Source organism: Pseudovibrio ascidiaceicola (genome assembly GCF_900114245.1).
Classification (GTDB): Bacteria; Pseudomonadota; Alphaproteobacteria; order Rhizobiales; family Stappiaceae; genus Pseudovibrio; species Pseudovibrio ascidiaceicola.
In genome coordinates this window covers 63,937-83,516 of the sequence record NZ_FOSK01000002.1, presented here as the reverse complement: position 1 = coordinate 83,516, position 19,580 = coordinate 63,937, and the positions used below count along the sequence as shown (strand labels likewise).

Below are 19,580 nucleotides of genomic sequence, written 5' to 3'. Positions count from 1 at the left end.
GCATTCTTCGAGATGATCTACGAAAAAAGGCGCTCTTTGGAGCGCCTTTTTTGTTGGCAATGCCAAATAAATGTCTGCTGAAAGATCACGTATCTCCGAGAGCTGCCTTACAACGCATCAGATGTGCTCTGAGCACAGCTGGCTTCAGCGGTTTATGGATCATCTCCATATCTTTGTCAGAGGCTTCTGCCCGTACCTCAGCTGTTCGGTCTGCAGTAATAAGCATAGCGGGGAAATGGACACCAAACTTCCAGCGCAAGTGAACAACCGCTTCAATGCCAGTGCCCTGATCCAGGTGGTAGTCTGCCAGAATAATGTCTGGCTGTGTCTTGCTGGCATAGATCGCCTTGGCAGCATCCTGTGCATTTGGGGCGGTCAGCACGTTGCATTTCCATGTCCGCAACAAAGACTCCATGCCTTCCAGAATCTGAGGTTCGTTGTCGATGGCCAGCACATTGAGACCAGCCAGCTGGCTGACGATAGCGCTAGGTTGAGCTTGCTTCGCGGCAACCGGCACGCTCATGGCCTCTTTAATGGCAAGAGAGAAGCGAGAGCCTTTCCCATCCTGAGACTTGAGTGCCACGTTGAGCGCCAACACCTTACTGATGCGTTCTACGATAGAAAGGCCAAGCCCAAGCCCGGAGGCAATGCGTGCTCCATCATCAAGGCGACGGAATTCCTTGAAAATCAGCTCCTGTTGCTTCTCTGGAATGCCGATCCCGCTATCGTAGACCTCAATATTCGCCATGTTGTTCTTCGTTTTGCGAACGCCAACAACCACACCACCTTTTGTGGTGTACTTCAGCCCATTCGAAATGAGGTTCTGCAGCAAACGCCGCAAGAGACGCCGATCTGAGCGTACGCACACATCAGTGCTGCGGATTTTGAGCTTAAGCCCTTTTTCCTTGGCAATTGGAGTGAACTCCACGCGCAGCGGATTAAGAATGTCATCAAGGCGGAACGTCGAAATCTCTGCTTTGAACGCACGCGTATCCAGACGAGAGATATCGAGAACGGCACCAATGATCTCCTCCACAGACTCCAGCGAGGCCTCGATATTGCTGACCAGTTTACGGTCTTCCGGGTCTCCGTCCATGAAGCGGTCTGTAAGGGTAGAAGAATAAAGCCGCGCCGCATTCAAAGGCTGCAAAATGTCATGGCTTGCAGCTGCCAGGAACCGCGTCTTGTCCTGATAAGCCAGCTCAGCTGTCTTCTTTGCAGCCTCAAGCTGCTCATTCACCTTTGTCAGCTCTTCGGTCCGGTCACGAACCCGCTGCTCCAGATTCTCATTGGCGCGCGCCAGAGCTTCCTCTGCAAAGACACGCTCTGTAATATCGGTGTAGCTGGTGACCAGACCACCATAAGGCATCGGGCTTGTACGCACTTCCAACACCGTGCCGGTGCTGACCAGATGTTCCTGATAGGTCTCTTGGCGATTGATGAAGTTGTGCATGCGCAGGCCGACAATCTCGTCAACGTCGCCATCACCAAACTCGCCTGCCTCCGCAATATGGCGGATCATCTCTTCAAGCGAAGTGCCAACTTGTCCAAATTTGGCCGGCAACATAAGCATTTCGCGATACTGTCGGTTCCAGCAGATCAGACGCAGATCCTTATCATAAACCGAAATACCCTGCCGCACTTGGTCTAGCGCGATCTGCAAAAGATCACGGTTATACTGAATAGCCTCAGTCGCATCATCCAGCAGCTTGATCGCTTCCTGAGTGCCCGGGTCTCGCCGTTTGAGCAAAAGGGAAAGCACCAGTCGTGCGGAGGCTGAACCGATTGCACTGGCAAGCAGTTGCTCGGAAAAACGCAGGATCACGGCATCGGCTTCTTCGCTGCTGTCAATCGTGATGCGATGCTCCGCAGCATAAGTATCAAAGGAGCGTTGTGTCCGCTCTTCTCCAACATAGCGAGAAATCGTTGCTTGTAGATCTCCGATCGTCACTGTTGTTCGCAGCTTCCTTAGAGCAGGGGCCTGCGCAATCCCGGTGGGCACAAAAGTGTTTGCCTGTATACGCTCAATCGCAGTTGGATGCCGCGTGAGTGAGAAGACCACATAGAACAACAGTCCTGATAAAAGGCTCCAAAGTACACCATGCACAAACGGATCCATATCAAGATACAGCAGTGCTTCAGGCTTCAGGATCTCTATGCCGAACGGCCCATCATTCAGGATGTTTGAGCCAAAGATGCTCTCACGTGCAAAGACAGGAAGCAGTAGCGTGTAGAACCAGACAGCAAATCCAGCGGTCATACTAGCAATCGCGCCGCGCGCCGTTGCTCTGCGCCAGATCAAGCCACCGATAAAGGCTGGAGCGAACTGCGCAATTGCTGCAAATGAGAGGAGACCGATGCTTGAAAGAGCCGCGCTATCACCTGCAACGCGATAGTAGACATAGCTTCCCAGAATGACGAGGAAGATTGACATGCGCCGAATGCCCAACACAAGCTGGCTCATGTCTTCGCCTGAAGTCGAGATAATCTCGTCTTCACTACGCCGGCGCAGAATGATCGGCATCACCAGATCATTGGAAACCATGATGGAAAGCGCAACGGTGGTCACAATCACCATGGCTGTAGCGGCGGAAAGGCCACCAATAAACACCAGTAAGGTCAGCCAGTCAGCATCATAAGCACGCGGCAGCGCCAGCACGAACATGTCTGGATCAACCGTGTTTCCTAAAATCGTCAGACCTGCAAGGGCAATTGGTACGACAAACAGGTTGATAGCGATCAGGTAACTCGGGAACAGCCATGTCGCCCGTTTCAACTCTGCTTCACTGTTGTATTCCGTCACGGTCACATGGAACTGGCGCGGCAGAAGCACAATAGAGAATAAAGAGAGAAGCGTAATAACGGCCCACTTGCTCGCGTTGATATTCGTGAACAGATCCTGCGAACTGTTGGTGTTGGCAAAGGAAGCGTGAAGGAGATCCCAAGGGCCATCAAACAACATGAAGGTGACCCAGATACCGATCGCGAGGAAAGCAATGAGCTTAACGACGGCTTCAGTAGCGATGGACAGCATCAAGCCTTCTTGGTGCTCGGTCGCATCAATATGACGAGTGCCGAACAACCATGTAAACACTGCCATGAAAATGGCGATCATCAGTGTTTCATCACCGAAGATCGAGATCTCCGCATCATCAAGAGACAATAATGGATGCAGTACAATTGTGCCGACAGACAGATCCAGTGCCTTCAGTTGAAGTGCGATGTAAGGGATCATGCCGATAAAGGCGATCAACGTTACAATCGCGCCAACCATAGGGTTTTTGCCATACCTGGCAGCAATAAAGTCGGCAACGGATGTAATTTTCTCCGCCTTCGCAAGTTGGATCACTCGCAGGATCAGCGGAAACCCAAAGGCGAACACAAGAATAGGCCCGAGGTAAATGGCAATAAACTCGAAACCATTTCTCGAAGCAGATCCAACAGATCCAAAAAATGTCCATGATGTGCAGTAAACGGAGAGTGAGAGGGCATAGATGAGTGGCCGCCCTCTTGTCTTCTTAACGCGGTTCTTGGCGACTTTGTCACCGTAACTCGCGATAACAAATAAGAGCAGTATATATGCCAAAGCGACAAGGACTACGATCCAACCTTGAAGCATGCTTCCCCCGCCGGACTGGTAGGTCCGTTACTTCCATTAAATGTTTTTTGTCTCTCAATGTTGCACAGTTGACCGATCTTTTGTGAAAGGCAAGAGTTCAATACGAGTTATTGCGTCTTTGTAACTGTAGATTTTTCCGACCGCGACGAAAGGCTATGAGTTGGGACAGCAACGCAATTCTACCAAAGAGAACCTGCTGGGTGCCTTTGAAAATATCGAGAATGTATCTCTCGACAGTCCAAGCTGGCTGAAGCGCATCTATGCTTTCTTCTTTTATAGATCCGACTTGGATACCCTTGCTAAGTTAAAAGGGTATCTTGGGCGCAGTGCGGCCTATCTGACTTATAAGAATGTGCAGGAATACTCCCGCTCTCGGGCTGGTGTCCATTGGAAGACATTACTCGATGAGGAAGATTTTCAGCAGGCGCTGGAAGCCTCCCGTTGGAACTCTTTCTCCATCACGGTTGAGCTTGTTGGTGAAATGGCTCTCATTGTGTTGCGACAAAAAACGAGAATGGATCCGCAGGATCTTGCAGGCATGATCGGACAACTCCTCAAAGAAATCTTAGTCGAACATCAGGAAGCTTCCGTTTGCTCAGTGCAGGAATGGACATCTGCGGCTCAGAACATGCCAACCAAAATGCGCACTGATGCTTTGGTACCAACTCGAAGTGTTGCCGACATTGCAGCTACACAGGTCTCAAAGATCTTTGGAAGTCTGCCGGTTCACAAACGTCTGCATGGTCACGATGAGCTGTTACTTCTCAACGGATTGAGGTTGAACCTTTTGCAGTTGCAGCATGAGTTCTCAATACGTGCCAATTTCAAAGCGCTCACTGAGTTGGCGCAAAACCATCAAATCCGATCTCCTGATCCCGACTTGTAAGCGGCGAAATAAAATTTCAATTGGCAAACACGACTCAAAGAGAAGCTTCGATAACGGAGCCAAAGAGCCGAAAACGTTGTGCTTCGGTGGAAAACATGGGTTCAGGGCATGATGTATCCTGCGACATATACGCGCCGTATAGGTGAACACGCTTACTACTTTTGGTTTACTCTACTTAGTCTTATTCCAAATTACGCAATGATTTTGCGTCACCACCTAAAACTCGTAAAATAATATTTTACATAAACTAACCTAAGGGTTCTCTGGGTTTTGCAATAGGTAAGTGCATTATCTAGGCGGGGGTTCATCTCGCTATCAATGTCTTCAAACTTCAAATTTACACGCTCAGGTTTAGAGAACGCTCGTCTCCTACGTAATATATCAATGAATTAGCGGGAATTAATCGTTAAATCAGTCGCAGGCTAGGTGATTGACCTAGCTCGGGCCATGGGATAGCTGATTAGTCAAAATACCCATCTAGATACCCGTTTAGATAAGCGTACGGGTACGCCTACAACAACTAGGAAACTACTATGGTCTCCTCTTCATGCTTGCACAGTGTTCTGGATACAGCCGTTAATGGCATCATCGTCATAGATGATAACGGAACTATCCTGATCTATAACCGTGCTTGCGAGAACATGTTTGGCTACAAGAGCGCCGAAGTCGTTGGCAAGAATGTCAACACATTGATGCCGAGCGCCATAGCTAAGCAGCATGACCAGTTCATTCGGAACTATCTGAAATCCGGAGACCCAAAAGTTGTCGGCATTGGCCGCGAAGTCGTCGGTCGCCATAAAGATGGAACCGAAATTCCAATAGAGCTGTCCGTTGGTGAAGCTCAGACCGAAAGTGGCCACCAGTTCATTGGCGTCCTGAAAGATCTTCGGGCAACCAAGGAATATGAAGAACGCCTTCGTGTGTTGCAATCTAACCTGGTGACGATGACCCGAGTGAATGCGCTGGACGAAATGGGCGCTGCGATTGCGCACGAGGTTAATCAGCCACTCACTGCTCTGATGCTCTATCTGCAAACGGCAGCGCGCCGTGCAAGAGCTGCTGATCAGCCTGATGATCCTATGATCAGCCTGATGGATAAGGCTGTGGTGGAAGCTGAACGTGCTGGCCATATCATCCAGCGGATGCGTAATTTTGTTGAACGGCAAGCTCCGCAATGCATCGGAACAGGCCTGGCAACGCTCATTGACGATTGTCTTGAGCTCGTCCGGGTAGGGCACGAAGCGGATGATGTCGAGTTTATCTCTACTTTCGTGGACTATAACTACCAGCTTGAGTTGGACTCCGTACAAATACAACAGATTCTTGTAAACTTGATCCGAAATGCAGGCGAAGCCGTAAAGGATCAACCTGTTAAGCAAGTAATTGTCTCCGTCGAACGCGACGATGACAATGTGTTTGTTAAGGTTATGGACACTGGACCGGGGCTGGATGAGGAAGCAGTGTCGCACCTTTTCAAGGCCTTTACTGGGACAAAGCGGCGCGGTTTAGGTATTGGACTTGCGATTTCTCGGAGTATAGCCCAAAACCATGGTGGCGATTTACTTGTAGAGCCATATGAGGAAGGTAAAGGTGCAACCTTCACTTTGAGGCTCCCGGTAAACTCAAAAGCAACGAGCTAAGCTGAAGCTGTTGTTTAGAACAACAAGAATAAGGACCTGAGCAATCATGACCATGCCGTCTGTGATCCATATTGTTGACGATGACCCAGCGGTTCGCGACGCGCTTTCTCTGCTGTTTGAAACAGAAGGGTTTCGCGTAAAATCCTTTGCGAATGCTGAAGAGTTTCTTGGTGGGGTAGAAGAAGAAACACCGAACTGTGTTCTTCTTGACGTTCATATGCCAGGACGCTCAGGCATTGATATTCTGAAAAGTCTGAATGGTGAGAACTTCCCTGCACCAATCTTTATCATTTCCGGTCAGGGCGATATCCCAATGGCTGTTGAAGCGATCAAATCAGGCGCTTACGACTTCATTGAAAAGCCGTTCGACGTTGAATCCATCATCTCCCGTGTACGTGAAGCTGTTTCCAGAAACGCGCAGGCAAGTGGTGCAAACACACTGACATTCCCTGGCGCAGAAACTTTGACACCACGCGAGCGTCAGGTGCTGACTGAGATCACTGCTGGCTCTTCCAACAAGGAAGCTGGTAGAAACCTCAAGATCTCTCCACGTACTGTTGAAGTTCACCGCGCGCGCATCATGGAAAAACTTGGTGCACGTAATGCTGCGGATCTCGTCCGCATCGTCCTCACAGGTGAGCCACCAGCTGCTTGATGTAGCGCAACTTCATAGGGAATGACTGGCTATACTTTCGGCCAATCTTGTTATTCCCGAGTGTTACTACGCATTACAAGACCCCAGCGCTTGGTTATGGTGACTGGTGAGACAAAGTGCTGCACCTTTGTGCTTTGTCTCATGAGCTACGAGAACAACGCTGGGGTTTGTTGTGATCTATATTGTCGAAGATGATGTATCTGTGCGAGATGCAATTGCTAGGATGTTTGAGAGCCTCGAACTTTCATGCGCCGCTTTTGCAGATGGAGAATCGTTTCTCTCAGATGCTTCACCTCGTATAGATGACACTGTCTTTGTTGATCTGCACCTTCCCGGATTAGCGGGATCTGATCTCATTGAGAAGGTTGCTGCTTTGGATGAGGCGCCACAAATTGTCGCAATCAGCGGCCAGCCTCTCTGGAAGATTACGCGAGATTTACCAAAAATCACCACAACGCCTGTTGTTCGTAAGCCATTGAAAGAACAGGATTTATTGGTATACGTGTAAACTTGATCTAACGCAAAATTTCGGTTGTTTCAGATCAAATTACTGAGATATGAACCTGCTCTATAAGTTTTAATGCGTATTTTGACGTTGCATTCTAATCAGTAAATCTGCATCAACAGGTCAGGCAAGCAATGACGGATGTTTGCCATGGCCAAGCGGCATTTAGAGAATAGACGAATAGTTCTCGCTACTTGCCTAGGCACGATGTTTGCGGAGATATCCGCGAGGAGGGATTATGGTATCGGCCACATTGACAAAGCTTAGCGACCTTGATGGCCAGGCACCATTCAGCGGTTGTCAGGAAAACTTCAAGCAGCCAGAAGCCGCGGGAAAGCATCTTGGTCGTAAGCAGCGTTTGTCTGCGCATGACGTGCTTTTCTACGAAGGTGACAAGGCAGAGCGCCTCTATGAAGTCGTGCGTGGGGTTATGATGCTCTACAAGCTGCTTCCGGACGGTCGCCGCCAGGTGGTCTATATTCTGCGTGAAGGCGATATGCTTGGTTTTTCCAACCGTGACTTCTTTGACTGCACGGCAGAGGCGTTGACCGAAGTTGAACTGCAGGTTTTTGAAAGCCGCGAGATCTCTACATCTCCGATGATGCAGCACTATGTAAATCGTTGCTTGCTCTCCCAGATGGAGATCCTTCACGAACATACAGTTCTGCTGGGCCGTAAATCAGCACTGGAGCGCGTTTCTACCTTCCTGATGAGCTTGGTGCCAAATCGTGGCGGACACGGCTGTTCAGGCCCAAATGAAGAAGGTCGACCAGATACCAAGACTGTTGCACTGTCCATGACTCGTCAGGAAATTGCCGACTATCTCGGTCTGACCATTGAAACCGTAAGCCGCGTGATTTCTCAGTTGAAGCGTCGTGGTCTGATCAAGGTTGAAAAGCAGGACAGCATCCACATCACCAACATCTGCGGCATCTGTCAGCTGACCGGTATGCACTAAGAAGCTCGCTGTAAGATCAAAGATGCCCGACTAAGGCATCCATAGTACATGAATGAAACAGGCGCTGAAAACTCAGCGCCTTTTTTGTTGTCCGGACAAAAGAAAAGCGGCCCATAAAGGCCGCTTCTTTCATCATTGGATCAGGTCGCGATTATACCGCAACAGAGTGGCGTGCTTGCTGAGTTGCAAGATAAGTATCAAACGCAGCTGCTACAACGCGTACATAGCGCCGGCCTGCATCAGTCACGCCAACAACGGTGCCCTCTAGGGTCGCAACACCATCATCAATCATCTCCTGCATCTCAGCTGGAATGCTGTCAAACTCACTGACTGGCAATCCGTGCTTTTCTGCAGTGGCTGCGTAATCGACCTCATAGTAGGTCATCAGCTGCATGATGATTTCAGCGCGGCACAGATCAACTTTGTCAACGGCAATGCCTTTCTTGATCGGCAGCACGTCATCGACAACCATGCGCTCCCATTCGCGAGCCGATGGTGTTGTTTGTACATAGCCCTGTGGCAAGAAACCAATGGAGCTACAACCGAAGCCGATCAGAGTGTCAGCTGTATCTGTCGTGTACCCTTGGAAGTTCCGGCGTAGGCGGCCTTCTTTCAGGGCGATTGCCATCTCGTCAGTTGGTAGAGCAAAGTGGTCAAGACCGATCACTTCATAACCAGCATCGACGAGTGCATCACGAGAAACGTCCGAAAGGCGGATACGCTCGTTCGCGCCTGGCAGGTTCTCTTCTTTGATCAACTGTTGGTGTTTCTTGAACCAAGGTACATGCGCGTAACCGAACAGAGCAACACGGCCCGGCGCAAGTTCTTTGGTGTACTCAACTGTCTCGCGAATTGTCTGCTCAGATTGTCCCGGCAACCCGTACATCAAGTCAAAGTTGATATCGTTCAATCCAACATTACGAAGAGCGGTAACAGCCTTCATCACTGTTTTGTAGGGCTGAATGCGGCCAATCTGTTTCTGAACGTCTTCATCAAAGTCCTGAACGCCCAAGCTGGTCCGTGTGATGCCAGCCATCTTAAGTGTCTCGGCCAGATAATCACCAACGGTTCTCGGATCGAGCTCGATCGCGTGCTCAATGTCCTCGGAGAAAACGAAGTTGTCCTTCAGCTTTTCGACAATCTTCAAAAAGGCTTCGCGCGGAACGAGACTCGGTGTGCCGCCACCCCAATGGATGTGGTGCACCAAGCGGCCTGTACCAAGGCGCTTCAGCACAAGGTCGATCTCTTTGAGCATCAACTCCACATACGCAAGCACCGGCGCTATCTTGCGTGTCGCCTTGGTGTTACATCCGCAGTAATGGCACATTTCCTGACAAAACGGCACGTGCAGATAAAGCGACAAAGGAGTGTCATGAGGAATACTCTCCAGCCAGTCACCATAGAGAGACGGTGTCACGGCTTCACTGAAGTGAGGAGCCGTGGGGTAGGAGGTATAACGGGGTACGTTCAGGGACGCATATTTTTGCTCTAGATCGGTCATGACGCTACCATACGCAAATGGACTAATTGAACTTTGATCCCTGTCAACAACACTGAGTTTTTAAAAAACTCAAGTCCCTTCAAACAATTCGCGGCTGTTTGCGAACAGTTCTAAACTCTCTGATTGAAATTATATATTGATTGGTTCTATCAAGATTGATCATATGAATTTCAATTCGTACTTCTTGTGTCGTTATGACCTGAGGAGGTAACGCCGTGAGCGGAAAAGACATTCTGACTTTAATTGGAGTTCTTGCGCTTGGAGGAGCAGGAGCTGCTGTCTTTGAACTATTGTCTCTCCCCGCTGGTTTTCTGGCAGGGCCAATGGTTGCCTTGGTTCTGGTAAAGTCTCTTTCTCTGCCATTGATCGGCGACCAGGACTTCACGTTTCCTACAATGCTAACGTCCACCAATTACATCTTCATCGGCGCTGCTATGGGATCTGCGGTCTCTCCTGATTTTTGGGAAGGTGCTTCTTTGTGGCCTTTGTCGATGTTGGCACTGGTTGCTGTTGTCGGTGGCATCACCACAGCGGTCTATCTTTACGCCTACAAAAAATGCAAGTGGGGAAGGGATGAGGCATTCTTCGCGGGTTTGCCGGGCGCACTTGGAATGACAGCCGCACTTGCGCAGGAAAGAGGGGCGCCTATGGATCGGATTATGATCGTGCAGCTCGTACGCCTGTTTCTTCTGATTGCTGTCCTGCCTTTGATTGTCACAAATATGGTCGATCCAAACGGGTCGGTTGACGTGGCGGCTCAAGATGTCGAGGCGACGTTAAGTTTGGCGGCTGTTATAGAACTTATGACTGCTCTTCTAATATGCGCGATCTTTGCGGTTCTTGCCCAGAAGCTCAAAGCGCCTGCAGGACTGCTCACCGGAGCATTCTTTGCCAGTGCGGCTCTTAACTCAACGGGGCTGTTGGAGTTTGCTTTGCCAATATGGCTTGCAACGCCTTGCTACATCATAATGGGAACCAATGTTGGCCTCTACATCGGAAAGATGGACAGCAGCACCCTCAAACCCATGCTTAGCACGTCTCTTGTGGTGTTTGTGATCAGCCTGTCAGTCGCGCTAACAGGGGCACTGATGATCTCTTGGGTTCTGGACATCTCATTCGATAAAGTTTTTCTGGCCTTTGCTCCCGGAGGTATGGAAGCAATGCTTCTTATATCCATCCTGCTGGACATCGATCCGGTGTTCGTGGCCACACACCAATTGGCTCGCTTTATGGGGCTTTTAGCATTCATGCCGATTGTGACTAGATACGTGTTGGGCCCTGCATCCGCGCAAAAAACAGATGCCACGGAAAACCCAGTCGCGACCTAGGTGAAGTGACACCACGAAAGTTTTGTGCGCTGCGGTATCATCAAGAGAACTTATCTAGCTAATCATGATTCTATATATGCGTGCTCCCACCGCTCTACCTATCAAATTACGCTAATCTTTGCGGGAACTGCTGAAACTCGCTTCAGGCTGCGCCAAAACAACGCATCTTGGCCTAAAATCATGTAATATATGACGAAAACCCAATAATGGGGGGTGTAGTTGCGAATTAGAGTAATTTTATTTTTTTTGTTCGAGTTCTTTTTGACATGTATCAAGGGCGGGGCAATTTGCCACCCATAGAACTACGGTCAGGTAGTCCTATCTGGACGAACTTGTTTACTTTATATGGGGCGAACATCATGGGTGAGCGGAAAGTCAGATATCTGTCGCTTGAAGAAGGCGGTTACTCCGTACTTCTTTTGGTAGCAGCGATTTTCTGTCTGATCATTGCAGGGAAAACCTGGGATCAGGTCTTGGCATTTCATACCGCTTTGATAGCATTAGCATCACTGGCAGGTATCTTTTATATTTTTCGCCGATACTTCGACGGAAACAACAGTCCGGCACCGTTAGAAATTAACGGCAAGCCGAACTATAATATGGGGCCCGTAAAATTTGCTACGTGGGCTTCTGTTTTTTGGGGTATCGCTGGCTTTTCAGTCGGTGTGATTATCGCTTCGCAGTTGGCATTCCCAGCGCTGAACTTTGATCTGCCTTGGACTAATTTTGGACGTCTCCGTCCTCTCCATACTTCAGCCGTGATTTTCGCCTTCGGCGGCAACGTGTTGATTGCAACATCGTTCTACGTTGTGCAGCGCACGTGTCAGGCCCGTTTGATGGGTGCGATTTCGCCTTGGTTTGTTGTTCTTGGCTATAATCTGTTTATCGTTGTTGCAGGTACCGGCTACCTGCTTGGTGTTACACAGAGTAAAGAATACGCTGAACCAGAATGGTATGCAGATTTGCTGCTGACTATTGTCTGGGTGGCTTATCTTTTGACATTCTTGGGCCCAATCTGGCGCCGTAAAGAAGCTCACATCTACGTAGCCAACTGGTTCTACCTTGCGTTTATCGTGACAATTGCAGTTCTGCATCTGTTTAACAACGCGTCTATTCCTGTCAGCATCTACTCCACCAAATCCTACATTGTTTGGGGTGGCGTTCAGGATGCGATGGTGCAGTGGTGGTACGGTCACAACGCTGTTGGCTTCTTCCTGACTGCTGGCTTCCTGGCAATCATGTACTACTTCATTCCAAAACGTGCTGAACGTCCGGTGTATTCTTACCGCCTGTCAATCGTGCACTTTTGGGCGCTGATCTTCCTATACATCTGGGCCGGTCCTCACCACTTGCACTACACGTCTCTGCCTCAGTGGGCAGGTACGCTCGGCATGACCTTCTCCATCATCCTCTGGATGCCATCCTGGGGTGGTATGATCAACGGTCTGATGACGCTCTCCGGTGCTTGGGACAAGCTGCGGACTGACCCTGTTCTGCGCATGATGGTTGTTTCCGTTGCATTCTACGGTATGGCGACCTTCGAAGGGCCTTTGATGTCCATCCGTGCTGTGAATGGTCTGTCACACTACACTGACTGGACTATTGGTCACGTACACGCTGGTGCGCTCGGTTGGGTTGGTTACATCTCCTTCGGTGCTCTGTATTGTCTGGTTCCTTGGCTTTACAATAAGTCTTTGTACTCTTTGCGCTTGGTTAACTGGCACTTCTGGGTCTCAACACTGGGAATCGTGTTCTATATCTGTTCAATGTGGGTATCCGGTATTATGCAGGGCCTGATGTGGCGTGCATACGACAGCCTCGGCTTCCTTGAGTACTCCTTCATCGAAACAGTAGATGCGATGTACCCGTTCTATGTAATGCGCGCATTCGGCGGTCTTCTGTTCCTCGCAGGTGCATTCATCATGGTTTACAACCTTGTGATGACTGTTCGTGCCGGTGAAGCGGTTGAAAGTGCAGATCAGTCTGCCCTGGCGCCAGCGGAATAATCGGGAGATCACGAATGTCTGCTTGGAAAAAACACCAAATCTTCGAGAAAAACTCGCTGATCCTGATTGTTGGCATCGTCATCATGATCTCAATCGGCGGTCTCGTAGAAATCGTGCCTCTTTTTTACCTGAAGAGCACGATCGAAAAAACTGAGGGTATGCGCCCTTACACCCCGCTTGAGCTTGTTGGACGTAACATCTACGTACGTGAAGGCTGCTATGCCTGTCACTCACAGCAGATCCGTCCGATGCGCGACGAGCTGGAGCGTTACGGTAACTACTCACTGGCAGCGGAATCTATGTATGACCGCCCATTCCAGTGGGGCTCTAAGCGTACCGGTCCTGACCTTGCTCGTGTGGGCGGTAAGTACTCTGATGAGTGGCAGCGTGATCACCTGATCAACCCACGTTCAGTGTCTCCGACCTCTGTGATGCCCGGCTATCCATTCCTGATGGATGCCAAGCTCTCCACAATCGAGATCGAGAACCATCTGAAAGTGAATGCATTGTATGGCGTTCCTTACTCTGAGGAACAGATTGCAAACGCTAAAGTGGATCTTCTCGCTCAGGCCGAGCCTGACAGCGATGCAGCAGAAGGGTTCGAAGAACGTTATCCTGATGTTCTCATCCGTGACTTCGACGGCAACGCCAAAGATGTGACTGAGATGGATGCACTTGTGGCTTACCTGCAGATGCTTGGCACACTCGTAGACTTTAGCCTCTACGACGAAAAAGCCAACTTGCGCTAAGGAGAAGATGATGGACGCGACTTACACCGCTCTTGCACACTTCGCGCAAACTGGTGGCCTGCTCTATTTCATGGCAATCTTTGCAGGCGTAGTTCTTTACGCTTGCTGGCCAAGTAATGGGGAGCGCTTTAACGATGCTTCACAGATCCCGCTTCGGGAGGACGATTAATGGCTGAGCACAAAAAGGAAATCGACCAGGTAACAGGTGTTGAAACCACTGGTCACGAATGGGATGGCCTGAAGGAACTCAATCACCCGCTCCCTAAGTGGTGGCTCTACATGTTCTACGGCACCATCGTATGGTCCGTGATCTACTGGATCCTCATGCCAAGCTGGCCATTGGTCAATGGCTACACAAAAGGCCTTCTGAATTACAGCCAGCGTGCGGTAGCGACGGAGAATTTTGATGTAGCAGCAGCAGAACGTGCAGAAACCGGCAAGATGCTTCTCGAAGCATCTCTCGAAGAAATTCGTGACACTCCGGCACTGCTCGAGTTTGCTATGGCTCAGGGTGAAGTGGCATTTGGTGACAACTGTGCACCTTGTCATGGAACTGGTGCGACAGGCTTTGAGGGCTATCCAAACCTTCAGGACGACAGCTGGATCTGGGGTGGCGATTTGGACACCCTGTCAACCACTATCTCTTATGGTGTTCGTGCGGAGCATGACGAAACCCGGTATGCGGAAATGCCTGCATTCGGTCGTGATGAGCTGCTTGAAAAAGAAGAGATTATTCAGGTTGCAAACTATGTCGGTTCTGTAGCTGGTCTGCCAACGCAAGAAGGCGTTGATCTGGAAGCGGGCAAAGTGATCTATGAAGAGAACTGTGCTGCCTGCCATATGGAAAACGCCAAGGGCGACTTGGAAACAGGTTCTCCGAACCTGACAGCACCAACCTATCTCTATGGCAAGTCTGTAGAAGACATCATCGCGCAGGTGAATGCACCACGTCACGGTGTGATGCCTGCATGGATCGACCGTCTGGGTGAGACCACAGTTAAATCACTGGCTGTGTACGTTCACTCTCTCGGTGGCGGTCAATAAGATCTCTGAATATTTTTGAGATGACGACATAAGCGAGGACGCGTAAGTGCCCTCGCTTCACTTGCACAAAGCACATCGCCAACTGAGGAAGACATTATGTCTAGCCAAGTTGAACCCATCGATAAAGAAGAGGACGAAGCCTGGTTCGCGTCAGCGGCTAAAGTTTACCCCATGGAGGTAAAAGGCCGTTTTCGGAAAATCAAATGGGCAATCCTTTTTATTACCCTTGGAATTTATTACTTTACTCCCTTCATTCGTTGGGACAGAGGGCCTTTGCTCCCTGATCAGGCTGTTCTCGTCGATTTTGAGAGAAAAAGAGGTTACTTCTTCTTTCTCGAAATTTGGCCGCAGGAAGTCTACTACCTTGCCGGTTTGCTCATCATTGCATCGGTAGCTCTGTTTTTGATGAACGCGATCGCAGGTCGCCTATGGTGCGGTTATCTTTGCCCGCAGACAGTTTGGACAGACCTGTTCTTTCGCGTAGAAAGCATGATTGAAGGCGATCGCCGCAAACGGATTACGCTGGACAAACAGCCTTGGAATGCAGAAAAAATTCTCAAAAAGGGAACAAAGCATTTTCTTTGGCTAATGATTGCCTGGTGGACCGGAGGGGCGTGGGTTCTTTACTTCGCGGATGCACCAACCCTTGTATATGATCTTGCAACAGGGCAAGCTGCATTCTCTGCTTACGTCTGGATTGGAATCCTGACGTTCACCACCTACTCGCTGGCTGGTCATATGCGTGAGCAGGTCTGTGTGTATATGTGTCCTTGGCCACGTATTCAGGCAGCTCTCACTGACGAGCACGCTCTAAACGTAACCTATCGTTATGACCGTGGTGAACCTCGTGGTCACTTGAAAGAGAGCAAAAAACGCATCGCAGATGGCTTGCCTGCGGGTGACTGTATCGACTGTAACCAGTGTTTCTATGCATGTCCGACAGGTGTCGATATTCGTAAAGGCGCGCAGCTCGATTGCATCCAGTGTGGCTTGTGTATCGATGCCTGTGACTCGATCATGACTAAGGTTGGCAAGCCAACGGGTCTGATCGCGTATGACACGGACGACAACATTGAGCGCCGCGAAAGAGGTGAGGCATCAGTTTATCGTCTGATCCGTCCTCGTACTGTTGTCTATACAGCAATCATTGCGTTGATTGCGGGTGTGATGTTGTACGCACAGCTCAACCGTTCCATGACGGATCTGTCTGTCGTTCATGACCGGAACCCGCTCTACGTTCAACAAAGTGACGGGTCCTTCAGAAACGGCTACTCGCTTCGCCTGCTGAACAAACACAACAACGAGCAATCCTTTACGCTGAGTGTTGAGGACATGCCTAAAGGGGCGACCCTTGAAGTTGTGGGCATTCACAAGAATGCGGCTGACGTGACAAAGGATACTCAACTGAGTTTGTCGGTAGATGCTGACACTACTCGTTCTGTACGAGCACTCGTGTTCTCTCCAGCTGGTGTCGAAATGCCAAGTTCTCTGCCTATGAGCTTTAAGCTGGTGGACACAGAGACTGGTGAAACAACAGTGATCAGCGACTTCTTCCGGGCACCCGGCAAATAGTCGTCACAGGCTGTAAAAACACCTAATTCAACTTGCGTGATAAGGGGTACGCCCCTTATCACTTAAACGATCAAAAAGGCGAAGCTCACCCCCATCTTATGAGCCGCCAAAAAGGAGCTAGGATATGACAATGGCTGTAGACCACAAGTCTCCGCGTAAACCTCGGCAGATTACCGGCCGCACGGTTCTGTTCAGCCTCATTGCGTTCTTCGGCGCTATCGCTGCAATGAATGCTGTTATGGTCTATATCGCAATTGACACCTTCCCAGGACTGGAAGTCGATAGTTCCTATAAGGTAAGCCAGCGATACAACAAAGAAATCGCCAACGCGAATGCTCAGGCCGCTCTTAACTGGAGCGTAAATGCTGCCATTGAACGCAATGGCGACGGTTCTGCTCATGTGCGCGTTTTGGCAAAAGATAAAGCCGGTGCTCCGATCACCGGTGAAATGGTAACCGTTAAACTGCACCGCCCAACAATCACCGCAGCTGATCAGGATCTTATATTGTCTGAGCGCTCCGCAGGTGAATATGTAGCCAATGCATCTGGTATTGGGGCTGGCAACTGGAACGTGGTCGTAGAAATCGCGGATCGAAGCGATAAGACGCTTCCGATTTTCCGTTCCAAAAACAAGATTTTCTTCGCTGAGTAAGGCGGTAATAGCATGTCTGCGCCTGAAAGGGATTGGGCGGCATTCGTAACAAACACCGACGATGGCAAGGCTCATATGGACCTTGCCGTTGACGGTATTACGTGTGCTGCATGTATGTACGAAATTGAGCGCGGCCTCCAGAAGTTGGATGGCGTAGAAAAAGCACGCGTGAACCTATCATCCCATCGTCTCTCAGTTGACTGGGATGGCGAAAAGACCAACCCATCTCCTATTGTCGATCTTCTCCAAAGGCTGGGCTATAAAGCGTATCCTTTTGATCCTGCGCAGGTGAAGTCGCGTGGCGATGCCGTCGGCAAGGAGATCTTGCGGGCGCTGGCTATTTCTGGCTTTGCAGCAATGAATATCATGCTGCTATCCATCTCAATCTGGTCTGGTAACGCATCGGATATTGATCCAGAGACCCGGTCTTTCTTCCACTGGATTTCCGCACTCATTGCATTGCCGACCGTCGTTTACTCTGGCCGCATTTTCTTTCGCAGTGCCTATATGGCAGTGAAAACAGGTCGTTTGAACATGGACGTGCCGATCACGATCGGTGTGTTGCTCGCAACTGGTCTGTCCATGTGGCAAACTGTTCAGGAAGCCGAACACGCTTATTTTGATAGCGCGGTGATGCTGCTGTTCTTCCTGCTTGTCGGGCGTTATTGCGATCATCTCATGCGCAGAAAAACGCGTTCTTTTGCTGAAAACCTCGCGACTTTGAAAGCTGAGAGCGCTGCAAAGATACAAGAGGACGGCAGTGCACTCGATGTACCTCTGTCAAAGTTGTCCGTCGGTGATCGCGTTTTGGTCAGAGCCGGTGAACGCATTTCCGTTGATGGCAAAATCTCGACGGGCACATCAGAAGTCGATCAGAGTTTGGTGACAGGTGAAACCCTCTTGCAGCCCGTTGGGGAAGGGGACCTTGTCTACGCAGGTACCATGAACACCTACGGCGTGTTGGAGATTGAGGTAACAGCCGCAGCCAAAGGCACATTGCTTGATGAAGTGAACAGACTTCTGGAAACGGCCATGGAAGGTCGCTCCAAGTACGTTCATATAGCAGATCGCGCCTCACAGCTTTACGCGCCAGTTGTTCACGCCGCTGCGCTTCTGACACTCGTGGGCTGGATCATGCTTGGTATGGCATGGCAACCAGCTTTGGTCATCGCAATCTCTGTACTCATCATCACATGCCCATGTGCTCTGGGACTGGCGATACCCGCAGTTCAAGTTGTTGCAAGTGGTTTGTTCTTTAACGAGAGAGTTCTGCTGAATGCTGGTGATGCGATTGAGCGTCTGGCGACAGTTGATACCATCGTGTTCGACAAAACTGGCACACTGACACTGCCAGAAACCTCACTCTCAGAAAAACATGACCTTTCAGCAGACCAACTGGAGCTGGCTGGTCGTCTTGCTCTGTCCTCGTCACATCCACTGTCGCAGGCCATAGCAAGAGCCACCGGCGCACAACAAGCGTTGCTGGATGCAAAGGAGAGTGCGGGCAAAGGGGTTGAAGCTATCATTGATGGCGTGCCTGCTAAGCTAGGTTCTCCGGCGTTTTGCGGTGTTTCTGACGAGCAGCTTGAGCAGGCGAAAATACTACAACCCGATGCTTCCTTTGTGGCCTTCCAATCGGGAGATAAAGCAGCACAGTTGCTGCCTGTTGGCCAATTTATGAGGGAAGGGGCAACTGACACGATCCAGAAGCTCAAAACTGCGGGCTTCACAATTGAAATCTTCAGTGGTGACCATAAAGGCGCCGTAGAACATGCAGCACGGGTACTTGGCGTTGAAACCTGGCAAGCTGCTATGAAGCCTCAAGACAAGATCGACCATATCGAAGAACTGAAAGCACAAGGCAAGAAGGTTCTGATGGTTGGTGATGGTCTCAATGATGCGCCATCGCTCGCCGCAGCAAACGTATCCATCTCACCTGTCTCTGCTGTTCACGTCAGTCAGGCAGCAGCAGATGCCGTTTTCCTTGGAGATAGCCTTGCGCCTGTCATGAGTGCGCTGACAATCTCGAAGAAAGCGCGCTGGGTGATGAATCAAAATCTCGCCATTTCTGTTGTCTATAATATGATTGCAGTACCGTTTGCGGTGCTAGGTTTTGTCACACCTCTTGTTGCAGCCTTGGCTATGTCGGGTTCTTCCATTATTGTTACGCTCAATGCTGTACGCCTGAGAATGCTCGCAGGCTCATCTACTCAGCCCAATTCGGAGGCCTGAACAGAACTATGGAAGTCTTAATCTACCTCATTCCGATTGCGTTGTTTCTTGGTGGCGCAGGTTTGGTAGCGTTCTTGTGGTCCTTGCGTTCTGGCCAGTATGATGACATGGAAGGGCCTAAATGGCGCATCCTGGATGATGGTGACTTGCAGGAAAATAGTGCACCTGTAGAAGCTGCGAAACGCAAGGTTTCCTGAGTAGATATCTGGTCGTTACTAGTTGTATTTAGCGAA

The 19,580-nt window shown here is 50.0% G+C and carries 16 protein-coding genes; 14 read left to right on the top strand and 2 right to left on the bottom strand.

Going from position 1 to position 19,580, the window contains the following annotated elements; translation table 11 throughout:
- Nucleotides 1-85: 85 nt before the first annotated feature.
- Nucleotides 86-3,619: a PAS domain-containing hybrid sensor histidine kinase/response regulator gene (locus tag BM231_RS04635; RefSeq protein ID WP_208860088.1), complete on the bottom strand. Its 3,534-nt coding sequence runs from the start codon at nucleotides 3,617-3,619 to the stop codon at nucleotides 86-88.
- A gap of 160 nt (nucleotides 3,620-3,779) precedes the next feature.
- Between BM231_RS04635 and BM231_RS04630 the strand changes: the two genes are divergently transcribed.
- The 5 genes from BM231_RS04630 to BM231_RS04610 all read left to right on the top strand — a co-directional run bounded on the left by BM231_RS04630 (nucleotide 3,780) and on the right by BM231_RS04610 (nucleotide 8,263).
- Nucleotides 3,780-4,505, top strand: a complete 726-nt coding sequence (locus BM231_RS04630) for a hypothetical protein (RefSeq protein WP_093517180.1) — start codon at nucleotides 3,780-3,782, stop codon at nucleotides 4,503-4,505.
- A 533-nt stretch (nucleotides 4,506-5,038) separates the two neighbouring features.
- On the top strand, nucleotides 5,039-6,145 hold the full coding sequence (locus tag BM231_RS04625) for a two-component system sensor histidine kinase NtrB (protein WP_093517179.1): 1,107 nt from the start codon (nucleotides 5,039-5,041) through the stop codon (nucleotides 6,143-6,145).
- Nucleotides 6,146-6,197: 52 nt separating this feature from the next.
- The gene (locus BM231_RS04620) at nucleotides 6,198-6,800 is read left to right on the top strand and encodes a response regulator transcription factor (RefSeq protein WP_181952038.1); all 603 of its coding nucleotides are present in this window, start codon (nucleotides 6,198-6,200) and stop codon (nucleotides 6,798-6,800) included.
- Nucleotides 6,801-6,972: 172 nt separating this feature from the next.
- Nucleotides 6,973-7,308, top strand: a complete 336-nt coding sequence (locus BM231_RS04615) for a response regulator (RefSeq protein WP_057464964.1) — start codon at nucleotides 6,973-6,975, stop codon at nucleotides 7,306-7,308.
- A 235-nt stretch (nucleotides 7,309-7,543) separates the two neighbouring features.
- Complete coding sequence (locus BM231_RS04610) at nucleotides 7,544-8,263, top strand: Crp/Fnr family transcriptional regulator (protein WP_057464965.1); 720 nt, start codon at nucleotides 7,544-7,546, stop codon at nucleotides 8,261-8,263.
- Nucleotides 8,264-8,414: 151 nt separating this feature from the next.
- On the opposite strand, the gene hemN is transcribed toward BM231_RS04610, so the two are convergent.
- Entirely contained in the window at nucleotides 8,415-9,764 is a 1,350-nt protein-coding gene (gene hemN / locus BM231_RS04605; RefSeq protein WP_093517178.1) for an oxygen-independent coproporphyrinogen III oxidase, read from the bottom strand.
- Between the two features lie 215 nt (nucleotides 9,765-9,979).
- On the opposite strand from hemN, the gene BM231_RS04600 reads away from it, so the two are divergent.
- From BM231_RS04600 to ccoS, 9 genes are all read left to right on the top strand, one after another.
- Nucleotides 9,980-11,092 (top strand): AbrB family transcriptional regulator, encoded by a 1,113-nt coding sequence (locus BM231_RS04600; RefSeq protein WP_093517177.1) that lies wholly within the window; start codon nucleotides 9,980-9,982, stop codon nucleotides 11,090-11,092.
- 359 nt (nucleotides 11,093-11,451) lie between these two features.
- Nucleotides 11,452-13,098 (top strand): cytochrome-c oxidase, cbb3-type subunit I, encoded by a 1,647-nt coding sequence (ccoN, locus tag BM231_RS04595; protein WP_093517176.1) that lies wholly within the window; start codon nucleotides 11,452-11,454, stop codon nucleotides 13,096-13,098.
- A gap of 14 nt (nucleotides 13,099-13,112) precedes the next feature.
- Nucleotides 13,113-13,847, top strand: coding sequence for a cytochrome-c oxidase, cbb3-type subunit II (ccoO, locus tag BM231_RS04590; protein ID WP_093517175.1), 735 nt, complete (start codon nucleotides 13,113-13,115; stop codon nucleotides 13,845-13,847).
- Nucleotides 13,848-13,857: 10 nt separating this feature from the next.
- The gene (locus BM231_RS04585; RefSeq protein WP_057464970.1) at nucleotides 13,858-14,016 is read left to right on the top strand and encodes a cbb3-type cytochrome c oxidase subunit 3; all 159 of its coding nucleotides are present in this window, start codon (nucleotides 13,858-13,860) and stop codon (nucleotides 14,014-14,016) included.
- A complete protein-coding gene (gene ccoP / locus BM231_RS04580; protein WP_093517174.1) occupies nucleotides 14,016-14,891 on the top strand; it encodes a cytochrome-c oxidase, cbb3-type subunit III in 876 nt (291 codons plus the stop codon). Before BM231_RS04585 ends, ccoP begins: the two co-directional genes overlap by 1 nt.
- Nucleotides 14,892-15,062: 171 nt before the next feature.
- Entirely contained in the window at nucleotides 15,063-16,463 is a 1,401-nt protein-coding gene (gene ccoG, locus BM231_RS04575; protein WP_093517835.1) for a cytochrome c oxidase accessory protein CcoG, read from the top strand.
- Between the two features lie 124 nt (nucleotides 16,464-16,587).
- Nucleotides 16,588-17,115 carry a FixH family protein gene (locus tag BM231_RS04570; RefSeq protein ID WP_063295661.1) on the top strand — a complete coding sequence of 176 codons (528 nt, stop codon included), beginning with the start codon at nucleotides 16,588-16,590 and terminating at the stop codon, nucleotides 17,113-17,115.
- 12 nt (nucleotides 17,116-17,127) lie between these two features.
- Entirely contained in the window at nucleotides 17,128-19,347 is a 2,220-nt protein-coding gene (locus BM231_RS04565) for a cation-translocating P-type ATPase (RefSeq protein ID WP_093517173.1), read from the top strand.
- Between the two features lie 8 nt (nucleotides 19,348-19,355).
- Nucleotides 19,356-19,544, top strand: a complete 189-nt coding sequence (ccoS, locus tag BM231_RS04560; RefSeq protein ID WP_063295663.1) for a cbb3-type cytochrome oxidase assembly protein CcoS — start codon at nucleotides 19,356-19,358, stop codon at nucleotides 19,542-19,544.
- The last annotated feature ends 36 nt before the right edge of the window (nucleotides 19,545-19,580 follow it).